The sequence below is a fragment of the Curtobacterium sp. C2H10 genome, from assembly GCF_025407985.1.
Classification (GTDB): Bacteria; Actinomycetota; Actinomycetes; order Actinomycetales; family Microbacteriaceae; genus Curtobacterium.
In genome coordinates, this window is record NZ_JABXGF010000045.1 from 15,486 (window position 1) to 29,221 (window position 13,736).

Here is a 13,736-nt window from a genome sequence, read left to right on the forward strand (position 1 = left end):
TGCACCACCCCCACTCGATGCGAAGGACAAGCACCATGACCACGATCCACGACGACCCGGAGGAGTTCGCCGAGGACCAGCTCGCGGGCTGGCTCGCCCTCTACGCCGACCGGGTCCGCGGTGTCCACGGCGGCGTCGTCGTCCTGCCGACGGAGGGCGCCGAGCCGCAGGTCGCGGTCGTCGTCGGCGGCGGTTCCGGCCACTACCCCGCGTTCTGCGGCGTGGTCGGGCCGGGGTTCGCCACCGGGGCCGTCGTCGGCAACATCTTCACCTCGCCGTCCACGGCGCAGGTCTACTCGGTCGCCAAGGCGGCGGACCAGGGGAAGGGCGTCGTGCTGTCGTTCGGCAACTACGCCGGCGACACGATGAACTTCGGGCTCGCGGCCGAGCGGCTGAACGCCGAGGGCATCGACACCCGCATCGTGGTCGTCACCGACGACATCGCCAGCGCCGACGAGGAGTCGAAGCGCCGCGGCATCGCCGGTGACTTCTCGGTCTTCAAGGCCATGGGTGCCGCGGCGGCCGCCGGAGCCGACCTCGACGAGGTCGAGCGCATCGGCACCGCGTCCAACCGGGCGACGCGCACCATCGGCGTCGCGTTCTCCGGCTGCACGATGCCCGGCGCGACCGAGCCGCTGTTCACCGTCCCCGAGGGCCACCTCGGCCTCGGGCTCGGCATCCACGGCGAGCCGGGCATCGAGGACGTCCCGCTCCTCCGTGCGACCGAACTCGCGTCGCTCCTCGTCGAGCGGCTGCTCACGGACCGCCCGGACGCCGCCGGCACCCGGGTCGCGCCGATCCTGAACGGTCTCGGCGACACCAAGTACGAGGAGCTCTTCCTGCTCTGGGGCCGTGTGCTCCCGCTCCTGCAGGACGCCGGGATCGAGGTCGTCGAGCCCGAGGTCGGCGAACTCGTCACGAGCCTCGACATGGGCGGCTGCTCGCTCACCCTGCAGTGGCTCGACGACGAGCTCGAGACGCTGTGGAGGGCCGACGCGTACACGCCCGCGTACCGCAAGGTGGCGGCGCCGGTCGCGGCGCTCGTGCCGGCCGACGCCGTGGACGCAGCCGATGACGAGGCGACGGTCGTGCCGGACGCGAGTGGCGCCTCCAGGCAGGCCGCGCAGACGGCGCGCGCCGCGATCGAGGCGATCGACGCGCTCCTGCGGGAGCACGAGGAGGAGCTCGGCCGCATCGACGCGGTCGCCGGGGACGGCGACCACGGACGCGGCATGGTGAAGGGGATCGGTGCGGCCCGCAAGGCGGTCGACCGGGCGGGCCAGGAGGCAGGGGTCGCCTTCGTCCTCGGACGCGCCGGTGACGCGTGGGCCGAGTTCGCGGGCGGCACCTCCGGGGTCCTGTGGGGTGCGGCGCTCGAGGCGTTCGGCCGGTCGCTCCGCGACGACCGCTCCGCCTACGAGGCGTCCGACGTCGTCGAGGCGGCGCAGGCGTTCGCGGACTCGATCGTGCACCTCGGCGGGGCGTCCCGCGGGGACAAGACGCTGCTCGACGCGCTGCTCCCGTTCGTCGACGAGCTGCGGGGCGGCGTCGAGGCTGGCACGCCGCTCACCGAGGCGTGGCAGGCTGCCGCGCAGGTCGCGGTCACGGAAGCCGCTGCGACCGCAGACCTCAAGCCGAAGGTCGGGCGTGCCCGGCCGCTGGCGGAGAAGAGCCTGGGGACACCCGATGCGGGTGCCACCTCGATGGGGATGATCCTCACGCGGGTCGGCGAGGTCCTCGCCACCCGTGCAGCAGACAAGGAAGGGACACACGCATGACGTACCGTCTCGTGGTCGGTTCGGACGACGCAGGGTTCGACTACAAGGAGATCATCAAGGCCGATCTGCTCGCCGATCCGCGGGTGGAGTCCGTGGTGGACGTGGGGGTCGACGCGGACGGGCACACCGCCTACCCGCACGTCGCCGTCGACGCAGCACGCATGGTCGCGAACGGCGAGGCGGACCGGGCGATCCTGATCTGCGGCACCGGTCTCGGCGTCGCGATCGCTGCGAACAAGGTCCCCGGCATCCGGGCCGTCACCGCGCACGACTCGTTCAGCGTCGAGCGCTCGATCCTGTCGAACGACGCCCAGGTCCTCTGCATGGGCCAGCGGGTCGTCGGCGTCGAGGTCGCCCGGCGCATGGCGAAGGAGTGGCTCGGCTACGAGTTCGACCGCTCGTCCGCGAGCGCGTCGAAGGTGCAGGCGATCTGCGAGTACGACGGCTCCGCGCCGGCGGGCGTGGACGCGTCCGCTTCCGCGTAGGGCGCTCCGAACCACGAATCCGACATCGAACCGGCCGCCGAGCCTGGTTCGATGTCGGATTCGTGGTTCGTCAGTGCGTGCGACCGCGCGCGGCCAACCGGTGCACGACGGCCCTCGTCGCCTCGTACAGCTCGCGGTAGTCGCGGTAGCCCGGCTCGTACGCCGCCGTCGCCGCGGGATCGGGCTCGATGCGCGCGGCCGGCGGGTTCCACGCGGTGACGTCCACGTCCGCGACGAGCCCGGCCGCGAGGAACGCCGACCCGTAGCACGCACCGATCGTCACGCTCGGGACCGTCTGCGGCAGCCCGGTGACGTCCGAGACGATCGTCGGCCAGAGCCGTCCGAGCAGGCCGCCGCCGGCGCCGACGAGTTCGTGGACCTCGACCCCGGCCTCGCGCAGCACCTCGACGTTGTGCCGCACCGCGTAGGCCGTCGCCTCGAGCGTCGCCCGGTACAGGTCACCGCGGGTGTGCCGCACCGTGAGGCCCGCGATCACCCCGCGTGCGTCCGGGTCCGCGATCGGGGTCCGCTCCCCCGCGAAGTACGGCAGCATCAGCAGGCCGTTCGCCCCGATGCCGGCGCAGCGGGCCTCCTCGAGCATCGTCGACCACTCGCCGTCGACGAGCCGCCGGAGCCAGTCGGTGATCGCCCCGGAGGTCGCCATCCCACCGGCGACGCTCGGCTGCCCCGGACGGGTGCCGACGGTGGTCCACATCCCGGGCACCGAGACCGGCTCGTCGGTCGGCGCGATCATGAACATCGTCGTCCCGTACTGCAGGAACATCCGACCGGGTACCGCGGCTCCGACGCTCACGCCCTCGGCCCAGGCGTCGATGGTCCCGGCCGTCACGGGGATGCCGACCGGGAGGCCCGTGGCCGCAGCCGCAGCGGCCGTCACGGTGCCGGCCGGGTCACCCGACCAGACCAGTCGCGGCATGGCGAGCCCCGGCGCGAGCCGTTCGCACCACGCGTCGATCCACGTGTCCTCGTGCACGTCGTAGAGCGGTGTGCACTGGCTCGCCGAGTGGTGGTCGAGGACGTACTCCCCCGTCAGCAGCTCCACCACGCGTGACGACGGCATCGTGAACCGCGCCGCACGCGCCCACACGTCGGGTTCGTGCCGGGCGACCCAGGCGAGCTTGACCCCGGCCGCCTGCGTGCTGAGGGCGGAGCCGCACCGGGAACGGACCGCGTCCTCGCCGCCGAGCTCTGCCGTCACGGCGGGGAGCATCTCGGCCGTCCGGGTGTCGACGCCGTACAGGATCGCGGGCCGCAGCGGTTCCCCGGCGTCGTCGGTGAGGAGCACGCACGGGCCGATGCCGCTCACGCCGACGGCCTCGACCTCGGCGTCCGGCACCCGCTCGAGCAGCTCACGGGTCAGGGCGGTGAACTCGTCCCACCACACCGCGGCGTCCATCTCGACGAGCCCCTGCTCCGGCCGGTCGACCTCGTGCCGTCGTCCGACTTCGGCGATCACCGTGCCGTCGAACCGCGTGAGCAGCGCCTTCGTGCTCGACGTCCCGATGTCCAGACCGAGCACCGCCCGCATGCCGCCTCCTTCGCCGCCACCGACCCGCGTCGGTCGCCCCCGAGTCTACGAACGCCCAGCCCACTGTCGGCGGGCCGACGTACCGTACTGCCGACTCCGAATGCTCCACCGAGGGGAAACCGATGAAGAAGTCAGCCTGGCTGCCCGCCGTCATCGCACCGGTCGTCGTCGCCGGCGCCGTCGCTGCGCCGATGATCGCGAACGCGTCGAGCGACCCGGTCGCGGGGACGAACCCGAGCGCGGCGGACGTCATCGCCAGCATCGCGGGGTCGTCCGACGCGAAGTACTCCGGCAAGCTCGTGCAGACGAGCGACCTCGGCCTGCCGGAGCTCCCGACCGGGTCCGGCGGCTCCTCGCTCGAGGGCGACGCCTCCGACGCACTCGGCCTCCTCACCTCGTCTCACACGGCCCGCGTCTACGTCGACGGCCCCGACAAGCAGCGCGTCCAGCTGACGCAGCAGCTCGCCGAGCAGGACCTCGTCCGGAACGGGTCCGACGTCTGGACCTGGGACTCGAAGGAGCGCACGGCGACACACGTCACCCTCCCGAAGGACGCCCAGGCGCCGGCGTCCGGCGCCGCGACGCCGTCCGACATCGCGAAGCAGGCGATCGACGCGATCACGCCGAGCACCACGGTGTCGAAGCCGAATGACGTCCGGGTCGCCGGCCACGACGCCTGGCAGATCACCCTCACGCCGAAGTCGACGGGCACGCTCGTCGGGTCCGTGCGCCTGGCGGTCGACCAGCAGACCGGCCTCCCGCTGCGCGCCACGATCGCGGCGAAGGGCCAGTCCGACCCCGCCGTCGAGGTCGGCTTCACGAGCCTGCAGTACGGCGCGCCGGCCGCACGCCTGTTCGACTTCACACCGCCCACGGGCGCGACGGTCGAGACGAAGGACCTCTCCGACGCGGCAGCCCACGGCACGGGCGACGCGCAGCACCGACACGGACGCACCGGCGACGAGCCGACGTTCACGGGGACTGGCTGGAGCACCATCGCCGAACTGCCGAAGGGCTCGGTCGACCAGACCGCGCTCGGCGACGACGCCAGCGGGCTGCTCGACCAGCTGACCCGTTCGGTCGACGGCGGTCGCGCGGTGCAGACCTCGCTCGTCTCGGTCTACCTCACCGACGACGGCCGGGTCCTCGCGGGCGCGGTCCCGGTGTCGGCGCTGGTCGCCGCAGCCGAGTGAGCACGCCCGACGCAGCCCTCGCGATCCGCACCACCGGACTGGCGAAGGTCTTCCGCAAGCAGCGCGCGGTCGACGGGATCGACCTCGCCGTCCCGCGCGGCGCGGTGTTCGGCTTCCTCGGGCCGAACGGCTCCGGCAAGACGACGACGATCCGCATGCTCCTCGGGCTCTCCAGCGCGACGGGCGGCACGATCGAGGTGCTCGGCGAACCGATGCCGAAGGCCCTCCACGACGTCCTGCCGCGCGTCGGTGCCCTCGTCGAGGGTCCGGCGTTCTACCCGTACCTCTCCGGCCGCGCGAACCTGTTCCGGTTCGACGCCGCCGACCCCACCTCCGACCCACGGACCCGCAGGACCCGGGTGGCGAGCGCCCTCGACCGCGTCGGGCTCTCGCACGCGGCCGACAAGAAGGCGCACGCGTACTCGCTCGGCATGAAGCAGCGGCTCGGGCTCGCGAACGCCCTGCTCGCCCCGCGGGACCTCCTCGTGCTCGACGAACCGACGAACGGCCTCGACCCCCAAGGCACGCGCGAGGTCCGCAACCTCATCCGCTCCCTCGCCGACGACGGCACGACCGTGTTCGTCTCGAGCCACCTGCTCGCCGAGATCGAGCAGGTGTGCACGCACGCCGCCGTGATGCGGACCGGCAAGCTCGTCGCGCAGGGGCCGCTCGACGAGCTCCGCGCCGCCGGTGCGCGGACGGTCACGGTCCGGACGCCCGACCTCGGGCAGGCCGGCACCGTGCTGAGCCGTCTCGGCCTGACCCCGCGGCACGAGGGCGGTGCCGACGTCCTCGTGGCCGACCTGCCACCGGAGGTCCTGCCCGAGACCATCACGACCGAGCTCGTCCGCGCCGACGTCCGGGTGCGCGGGCTCACCGTCGGCGGCGGCACCCTCGAAGACCTCTTCGTCGCCCTCACCGGAGAGGGCTTCGATGTCGCAGCCTGACGCCGCCACCATGCCGACGGACGACCCGCAGTCGCACGACGTCCGCGCCTCCCCACGTCCCCGCCAGCGCCCCTTCGCACTCCTCGGGTCCGAGCTCGCCCTCGTCTTCCGACGCCGCCGCACGTGGGCGATGCTCGGGGCGCTCGCCCTCGTGCCGATCCTCATCGCCGTCGCCGTCCGGCTCACGACCGGTGACGACTCCGGCGGTCCAGCGTTCCTCGGCGACATCACGAACAACGGGCTGTTCGTGGCGTTCACCGCGCTGACCGTGTCGATCCCGCTGTTCCTGCCGCTCACCGTGGGCGTGGTCGCGGGTGACACCGTCGCGGGCGAGGCCAGCCACGGCACCATCCGCTACCTGCTCGTGGCTCCGACCGGGCGCGTGCGGTTCATCCTCGTGAAGTACGCCGGGGCGGTGGCGTTCTGCCTCGCCGCGACGCTCCTCATCGTCCTGGTCGGGGCCGCGATCGGTGCCGTGCTGTTCCCGATCGGCCCGGTGACCCTGCTCTCGGGCACGCAGGTCGACGGCTGGTCCTACGCCGGCCGGGCCGTGCTGCTCGCGCTCTACGTGACGCTGTCGATGCTCGGGCTGTCGGCGATCGGGCTGTTCGCCTCGACCCTGACGAGCGTGCCGGTCGGTGCGATGGCCGCGACGGTGGTGCTCGCCGGGGCGTCCCAGGTGCTCGACCAGCTGCCGCAGCTCGACTGGTTGCACCCGTACCTGTTCTCGCACCAGTGGCTCGGGTTCGGTGACCTGCTCCGCGACCCGATCGCGTTCGACTCGTTCGGGTCGAACGCCGTGCTCCAGCTCGGCTACGTCGTCGTCTTCGGCGCGCTGGCGTACAGCCGGTTCACCACGAAGGACGTCCTGAGCTAGGCGCTCGGGCTCGCCGACCCGCCCGCCATCGTCTCGGAGTCGCTCCCCCGCGCGTCGGCGTACCGGTCGCGCAGGTCCCGGGCCTTCTCCGAGCGGTACCAGTCCATCCGTGCACCGGTCTCGACGGTCTGCATCCCGATCACGACCTTGCCGCGGGACTTCATCTCGGCGAGGTCCTCGTACGCCTCGACGATGTACTCGAACGGGTAGAACCCGGAGATGAGCACCTGCACGCGACGGTCCTGCACGGCCTTCGCGAGGAGGGTCAGGAGCTCCCGGGTCTCCTCGTCCTCGGCCGGCGCCCGCAGGAACCGGATCTCGATGTCGCGCCGCGCCTCGGACGACACGAACCGCCCCGGTGCGACGCCGAGGCGTTCCGCGAGTTCCTCGGCCCGGCTCTCACCGTGGTTGTCGATGAACGCGGTGATCGGGCGGCCGTCCGCGATCGCACGGATGCGTTCCTCCTCGCCCTCGCCGTACACGACGGGCAGGGTGCCGATCTGCCGGAGGTAGTCGTGGTTGCGCGCGCTGCCGAGCGCGATGACGGTCGCTCCGGCGTCGTGCGCGAGCTGGCACTCGATGTGCCCGACGCCGCCGGCCGCGGCGGTGATGACGACGGTGTCCTCCGGTCCGAGCTTGAGGCTGCGGACGACCGACACCGCGGTGCACCCGGCCAGGTAGAGGCCGCCGGCGACCTCCCAGCCGACGTGCTCCGGCTTCTTGATGACGGCAGCGCGCGGCACGACGAGCCAGGTGGCGTGCGACCCGCCGTTCGGTGCGTGCCCCATCACCTCGTCGCCGACGCGCAGGTCCTTGACCCCGTCGCCGCGTGCCCGGACGATGCCGGCGAAGTCGACGCCCTGACGAGCCGGGAACGTGAGCTCGATGTGGTCCTGGAGCTTGCCCTCCCGCAGGAACCGTTCGATGTGGTTGAGCCCCGCCGCGACGATCTCGACGACGATCTCGCCGGGACCCGCTTCCGGGCGTTCCTGCGGGACGAGCTCGACGACGTCGAAGTCGCCGTACCGGTCGTACTGCACTGCACTGCCGATCCGCATGGGGTGCTCCTTCGCTCCAGGTGTGCCACCGGCCTACTCGGAGTTCCCGACTGCAACCCGAACGCGCGGGGTACCGGCGTCCGCACACGACGGACGGGAGGGACGGTGCGGGCCCGCACCGTCCCTCCCGTCCGACGAACGGTGCGTCTACTGCCCGGTGGACGCCTCGATGACGCGCGCCACGGTGTCCGCGTCGAGCGCGAACGCGAGCGGATCCGCGTCCGGCCGCGGCACGCGGACCGGTGTCGACCAGACCGAGCCGTCCTCGGCGACGTCGACGACGAGCGCTCCGGCGTCGACGTACGCGGACTCCTCCTCGTAGGCGCCGGTGACGTCGGTGTCGTTCGCGACACCGGGCGCGACGAGCACGGGCACGCCCGCGAGGGTCCCGGCGAAGTGGTGGTGGTAGTGCCCCGCGAGCACGACCCGGACGTCGGAGCCGCGGATCGCGTCAGCGAGCGCCTCCGGGTTGCGGAGTCGCAGGGCTTCGTGCAGCGCAGTCGGTGCCGGCAACGGCGGGTGGTGCAGCACGATGACGGTGCCGTGCGGCGCGTGGTCGCCGGCGAGCGCGGCGCGGAGTCGTTCGAGCGACGCCTCGGCGATCTCGCCGTAGCCGACCCCGGGGACGCTCGTGTCGACCGTGACGATCCGCCGACCCGCGACGATCGACTGCCCCCAGACCGGCACGGTCGGCGGGTGGTACTCCATGGTGTGCATGAGCGGCCGGCCGCCCTCGCCGAGGACGTGGCCGTTCGCGAGGACCTGTCGGAACCCCTCGCGGAGGTCGTGGTTGCCCGGGACGGTGACGAGCGCCGCACCGTGGCGTTCCGCCCAGCCGCCGACGCGCTCGAGCACCGCGGCGTAGGACTCCGGGGAGCCGTCCTCGGAGACGTCGCCGGACACCACCACGAGCCCGATCCCCGGGACGCCGTCGACCCGGGCGAGCACACCCTCGAGCGCGGCGGTCGTGTCGACGGATCCCTGGTGCAGGGCACCGTCGCCCGTGAGGTGGGTGTCGGACAGGTGGAGGACGCGGAGGGTCCCGGCTGCGGGCTGCTGCATGGCCCCACGGTAGCGAGGGTGCCTTGCAGTCCCCGGTGCCCGCGGGCGTCGTTCAGTGAGCAGGAATGGTCGGGTCCGGCGACGGGACCCGACCATTCCTGCTCACGATGCGCCCGACGCGAGCTGGTCCTCGAGGTTGAAGACCTCCGGCAGCACGCGCGCCGCCTGGTCCGCCCGCCCGGTCGCGCCGTCGAACAGGTCCTGCATGTGCGCCTCCCACGCGGCGGCCACCTCGGACGCGGCGAGCGACGCGTCGGCATCCGCCACCGAGTCCGTCTCGTAGTACCCGATGAGCAGGCCGTCGTCGTCGAGGAACAGCGAGTAGTTCCGACGTCCTGCGGCCGCGATCGCCCGCAGCATCGCCGGCCAGACCGCGGCGTGCCGCTCGCGGTAGGCGTCGAGGTGCTCGGTCCCCACCTGCAGGCGGAAGCAGACGCGGGTCACGTGATCCGCGCCTCCAGTGCCGTCCGGGAGGCGCGGATCACGCCCGTCCGCGTCGCTCACCGTGGCGTCCGCTCGTCTCGCGCACCCCGCAGCGTCTGCTGGCGCGCGGCGTGCTCCTCGGGCGTGCGGACCGTGCCGGTCGCGCTGGTGATGGTGCCGTAGCGTTCGGCCTCGATCTCCTCGAGGGTCTTGCCCTGCGTCCGCGGCGCCCACATCGTCCCGACCAGGAACGACAGCGCGAGCAGGCCGAGGATGAGCCCGCCGAGAGCACGGAGCCCGATGTCGGAGAGCAGGAGCGGGAACCAGATGCTCAGCAGGCCGACCATGACCCGCGCGGCGAGGAACAGGACGCCCTGCGCGCTCGCCCGGTACCGGGTGGCGAACAGCTCGCTCGTCCAGAGCCCGTAGAACGCCTGTGCGCCGATGCCCGACGAGATGCCCCACGCGATCGCGAAGAACAGCAGCGTGCCGAGGTTCGCGGGCGCGTAGATGAGGACGGCCCAGGCGACGACCGCGAGCGCGGCGCCGATCGCGTAGAGCAGCCTCCGGCTCATCCGGTCGGCGAAGCGCATGAACCCGAAGTACGTCGCGGCGACGGTGCAGCCCCACACGAGGATCTGCAGCCCGTACTGCTCGGTGACGCTCGTCACGCCGGTGGCGGAGTAGACGCGGGGCTGGAAGATGCCGGCCTGCCCGGCCACGGTGTTCCAGAGCGCGTAGACGCCGAACAGGAACAGCATCGCGGTGAGGTTCTTGCGGCGGCTGAACAGCTGGGTGAAGCCGTGGAAGAAGTTCGCGGAGCCGGTGGCCGCGCGCTCGTCCTTCCAGATCGTGGACTCGGGCAGGCCGCGTCGCAGCCACCACACGATCGCGGCGACGACGAACAGGTGCGCGAAGATCAGGCGGCTGCCGAGGAGCCCGAGCGGCGCGGCGGCGATGGCCAGGGCGAAGCCGACCATGGGGCCGATCGACCAGGCGAGCTGCGCGGTCCCGACGTGGGCAGCGCGCTTGTCGGCCGGGGCCTGTTCGGCGATGTAGGTCCAGCTCGCGGGGACGCCCGCACCGACCGCGATGCCGGTGAGGATGAACCCGACGAGGAGCATGCCGTAGCTGCCGGCGAACACCGCGAGCAGGATCCCGAGCATGTAGAGCAGCAGGTCGTAGGTGTAGATGAACTTCCGGCCGTAGCGGTCGCACAGGGGTCCGCCGATGATGGCGCCGGCCGCTGCGCCGAACGCGTTCGCGGACAGGCTCGCGAGGAGCCCGACCTGCAGGTCCCCGACGTGGAACTGCGCCTGCCAGAGGCTGAGGCTCGTGGCGATCGCGATGATCGACCCCGACTCGATGTAGTTCGACATGGCGACCGAGATCGTCGCCTTCCAGCCCGTGGTGTTGCGGGCTCCGATACGGACCGCCATTGGTCCTCCGTTCGCGTGTTCGTCAGTGAATCGTTTCAACGGTGCTGCGGAGACGGTACTCGTCGTTCGGCCGGAGGGCAAGTCGCTCCACCGGAACGCCCGCCCCGATGCCAGGATGACCCCATGGCAGTGAGCGTTCGGGACGTCGCAGCGCTCGCCGGCGTGTCACTCGGCACCGTCTCGAACGTGCTGAACCGTCCCGACAAGGTGGCACCGGGGACCGTCGAACGCGTGCAGTCCGCGATCGCCGAACTCGGGTTCGTCCGCAACGACTCCGCCCGCCAGCTCCGCGCCGGCCGCAGCTCGACCGTCGGGCTCATCGTGCTCGACGGCGGCAACCCGTTCTTCACCGACGTCGCCCGCGGCGCCGAGGACGCGGCCATGCAGAAGGGCCTGGCCGTCCTCGTCGGGAACTCCGACGAGTCGGTCGACCGCGAGCACACCTACGTCGACCTCTTCGAGGAGCGCCGCGTCGCCGGACTCCTCATCTCCCCCGCCGGGGACGACCTCGGCCGCCTCGAGCGCCTGCGCGACCAGGGCACCGCCGTGGTCCTCGTGGACCGCCGCGCCGACGACGAGCACTTCGCGTCGGTCTCCGTCGACGACGTCGCCGGAGGCCGCATCGCCGTCACGCACCTCACCGCGATCGGACGCCGGCGGATCGCCTTCGTCGGCGGCCCGTTCGGCATCCGGCAGGTCACCGACCGCCACTCCGGCGCGGTCGCCGCGGCCGAGGCGTCGGGTGCGGCACTCGAGGTGATCCCGACCACGTCGCTCTCCGTCCTCGAGGGTCGGCGCGTCGGCGAGGAGATCCAGGCCCGCCCGGCCGCCGACCGCCCGGACGCGGTGTTCGCGGCGAACGACCTGCTCGCCGTCGGCCTCGAACAGGCGTTCATCATGCGCGGGTCGATCCGGGTGCCGGAGGAGATCGCGATCGTCGGGTACGACGACATCGCGTTCGCCGAGGCCGCGGTCGTCCCGCTCACCTCGGTGCGGCAGCCGGCGCAGGACCTCGGGCGGCGGGCGATCGAACTGCTGCTCGCCCAGGTGGACCAGGGGCAGGGCACGGACCAGCTGCACGTGGAGTTCACGCCCGAGCTCGTCGTGCGGCAGTCCACCGTCGCCGAGCACTGAGGCGCGCTGGGCGCTTCGCCGCGCGCCCGTGATCGTGCCGCCGGAGCGACAGGACACAGGCATGCCGTGGCGTCCGTGCCGGCAGAGCGACAGACCCCTGGCGACCGTTCGCGGCACACCGTCGCGTTCGCGGACCGGGCGGCGAGTCGCGTCGGACGGGAGGCGCGGGTCGGCGCCGCACCGTCCCTCCCGTCACGGCCGTCGCCCCGCTGGCGCGGTGCGCCGGACCCGGCTGGTGGGGCCCACCTCCCGTCCGACGGATGGCCGGGTGGGCGCGTCGGTGCGCCGGCCTGTCCGGCGGATGGCCGGGAGGGCGCGCCGGTCCGCCTACGATCGGAGCATGGTGCATGTCCCCCGGCGCGACGGACCGCCGAGCGTGCACCACGTCGCCGCTCGGGCGGGCGTCTCGCTCGCGACGGTCTCGAACGTGCTGAACCACCCGGAACGCGTGGCCGACGCGACCGCAGCGCGGGTCCGTGCCGCGATCACCGACCTCGGGTACACGCCGAACCGCAACGCGCGGGCACTCGCCTCGGGGAGCACGCGGGCGATCGGACTCGTCGTGACCTCGCTGCGGAACTCGCTCTTCACGGACATGGTGAGCGGGGCGCAGACCACCGCGCGGGCACGGGGCAACACCCTGCTCGTGACGAACAGCGACAACGACCTCGACGCGCAGGCAGAGCACCTCGCGTTCCTGGAGAGCACACGGGTGTCGGGGATCCTGCTGGCGTCGATGACGACCTCGAAGGAACAGGTCGAGACCGTCCGCAAGCACGGGCTGCCCGTCGTGTACGTCAACTACGAACCCGCCGAGGTCGACGCCTGCTCGGTCGTGGTCGACAACGAGCAGGCCGGGTACGTCGCGACGACGCACCTCATCGAGCAGGGGTGCCGGCGGATCGGGTTCGTGAGTGCTCGTCCGGACCTCCAGCCCGTGGCGCGTCGACGGCAGGGGCTGCTGCGGGCGATCGCGGAGCACCCGGGGGTCGAACTCGTGGACGTCGACGCCGGTGACATCGACCCGCCGGGAGGCACCGACGCCGGCGCCCGGATCGCGGCGATGTCGGCGGAGTCGCGGCCGGACGGGGTGCTCGGGGTGACGGACCTCCTCGCGATGGCGGTGGTGACGGAGCTGCGGGCGGCGGGGTTGCGCGTGCCGGAGGACATCCCGGTCACGGGCTGCGACCACAACTCGATCGCCTGGGGTGGCGCCGTGCCGCTGACCTCGGTGACGATGCACGGGTCGGAGATGGGCTCGGTGGCGGTCGACCTCCTGCTGGCCGAGCTCGACGAGGACCCCGCGGAGCACGTGCACCGGACGGTGGTGCTCGGGAGCGAGCTCGTGCCGCGCGAGAGCACCCTCGGGCGGGCAGGGGCGGCCGAGGCGGCTGCCCGGACGGCGCCGAGCGACCCGAGGCGTACCGAGGCCTAGGGGCCGCGCGCGGCGCTCGGCGTTCCCGAGTCTCGCGGTGGCGGACACTTTCGCGGGCGCGGAGCCGCGAAAGTGTCCGCCGAGGCGAGTCTCGCACAGTGGCCCGCGCGCGTGAGGTTTCGCGCTGAGCGACACCTCACGCGCCACTGGCCCCGTGAACTGTCGGCCAGCGCGAAACCTCGCGACCGCCCGCCCCGCCCGCCCCGCTCCGCCAAAGCGACAGTTCACAGGACGGCTCCGCGCTTGACCCCGCCGAAGCGACACATTCCCACGCGGGTTCGGCGGCACGGTGTCGCTTTGCCGCCAGCGCAGCCGCGCCCGCCCCGCCCCGCCCAGCGCACCCCGCCCGCCGGGGC

At 72.8% G+C, this 13,736-nt stretch carries 12 protein-coding genes; 7 read left to right on the forward strand and 5 right to left on the reverse strand.

Annotation, left to right across the window (positions count from 1 at the left end; translation table 11 throughout):
- Positions 1 to 35: 35 nt before the first annotated feature.
- Both HWD93_RS14410 and HWD93_RS14415 read left to right on the forward strand, forming a co-directional pair.
- On the forward strand, positions 36 to 1,778 hold the full coding sequence (locus HWD93_RS14410; RefSeq protein ID WP_261647190.1) for a dihydroxyacetone kinase family protein: 1,743 nt from the start codon (positions 36 to 38) through the stop codon (positions 1,776 to 1,778).
- Positions 1,775 to 2,263 carry a ribose-5-phosphate isomerase gene (locus tag HWD93_RS14415; protein WP_261647191.1) on the forward strand — a complete coding sequence of 163 codons (489 nt, stop codon included), beginning with the start codon at positions 1,775 to 1,777 and terminating at the stop codon, positions 2,261 to 2,263. Before HWD93_RS14410 ends, HWD93_RS14415 begins: the two co-directional genes overlap by 4 nt.
- A 70-nt stretch (positions 2,264 to 2,333) precedes the next feature.
- On the opposite strand, the gene HWD93_RS14420 is transcribed toward HWD93_RS14415, so the two are convergent.
- Positions 2,334 to 3,812, reverse strand: coding sequence for an FGGY-family carbohydrate kinase (locus HWD93_RS14420; RefSeq protein WP_261647192.1), 1,479 nt, complete (start codon positions 3,810 to 3,812; stop codon positions 2,334 to 2,336).
- A gap of 122 nt (positions 3,813 to 3,934) precedes the next feature.
- Here HWD93_RS14420 and HWD93_RS14425 point away from each other — a divergent pair, with 122 nt between their 5' ends.
- From HWD93_RS14425 to HWD93_RS14435, 3 genes are read left to right on the forward strand one after another with little or no spacing between them, the layout of a single operon-like run.
- A complete protein-coding gene (locus HWD93_RS14425) occupies positions 3,935 to 5,005 on the forward strand; it encodes a sigma-E factor regulatory protein RseB domain-containing protein (protein ID WP_261647193.1) in 1,071 nt (356 codons plus the stop codon).
- On the forward strand, positions 5,002 to 5,952 hold the full coding sequence (locus HWD93_RS14430; protein WP_261647194.1) for an ABC transporter ATP-binding protein: 951 nt from the start codon (positions 5,002 to 5,004) through the stop codon (positions 5,950 to 5,952). The genes HWD93_RS14425 and HWD93_RS14430 overlap by 4 nt, the downstream gene beginning before the upstream one ends.
- Positions 5,939 to 6,829, forward strand: a complete 891-nt coding sequence (locus tag HWD93_RS14435) for an ABC transporter permease (protein ID WP_261647195.1) — start codon at positions 5,939 to 5,941, stop codon at positions 6,827 to 6,829. The genes HWD93_RS14430 and HWD93_RS14435 overlap by 14 nt, the downstream gene beginning before the upstream one ends.
- On the opposite strand, the gene HWD93_RS14440 is transcribed toward HWD93_RS14435, so the two are convergent.
- From HWD93_RS14440 to HWD93_RS14455, 4 genes are all read right to left on the reverse strand, one after another.
- Positions 6,826 to 7,887: an NADP-dependent oxidoreductase gene (locus HWD93_RS14440; RefSeq protein WP_261647196.1), complete on the reverse strand. Its 1,062-nt coding sequence runs from the start codon at positions 7,885 to 7,887 to the stop codon at positions 6,826 to 6,828. The genes HWD93_RS14435 and HWD93_RS14440 overlap by 4 nt on opposite strands.
- 147 nt (positions 7,888 to 8,034) lie before the next feature.
- Complete coding sequence (locus tag HWD93_RS14445; protein WP_261647197.1) at positions 8,035 to 8,949, reverse strand: metallophosphoesterase; 915 nt, start codon at positions 8,947 to 8,949, stop codon at positions 8,035 to 8,037.
- 102 nt (positions 8,950 to 9,051) lie between these two features.
- Complete coding sequence (locus HWD93_RS14450; protein ID WP_071295614.1) at positions 9,052 to 9,393, reverse strand: L-rhamnose mutarotase; 342 nt, start codon at positions 9,391 to 9,393, stop codon at positions 9,052 to 9,054.
- 56 nt (positions 9,394 to 9,449) lie between these two features.
- Positions 9,450 to 10,811 (reverse strand): MFS transporter, encoded by a 1,362-nt coding sequence (locus HWD93_RS14455; RefSeq protein WP_261647198.1) that lies wholly within the window; start codon positions 10,809 to 10,811, stop codon positions 9,450 to 9,452.
- A gap of 123 nt (positions 10,812 to 10,934) precedes the next feature.
- On the opposite strand from HWD93_RS14455, the gene HWD93_RS14460 reads away from it, so the two are divergent.
- Positions 10,935 to 11,945, forward strand: a complete 1,011-nt coding sequence (locus HWD93_RS14460; protein WP_261647199.1) for a LacI family DNA-binding transcriptional regulator — start codon at positions 10,935 to 10,937, stop codon at positions 11,943 to 11,945.
- 340 nt (positions 11,946 to 12,285) lie between these two features.
- Positions 12,286 to 13,380, forward strand: coding sequence for a LacI family DNA-binding transcriptional regulator (locus tag HWD93_RS14465; RefSeq protein ID WP_261647200.1), 1,095 nt, complete (start codon positions 12,286 to 12,288; stop codon positions 13,378 to 13,380).
- The last annotated feature ends 356 nt before the right edge of the window (positions 13,381 to 13,736 follow it).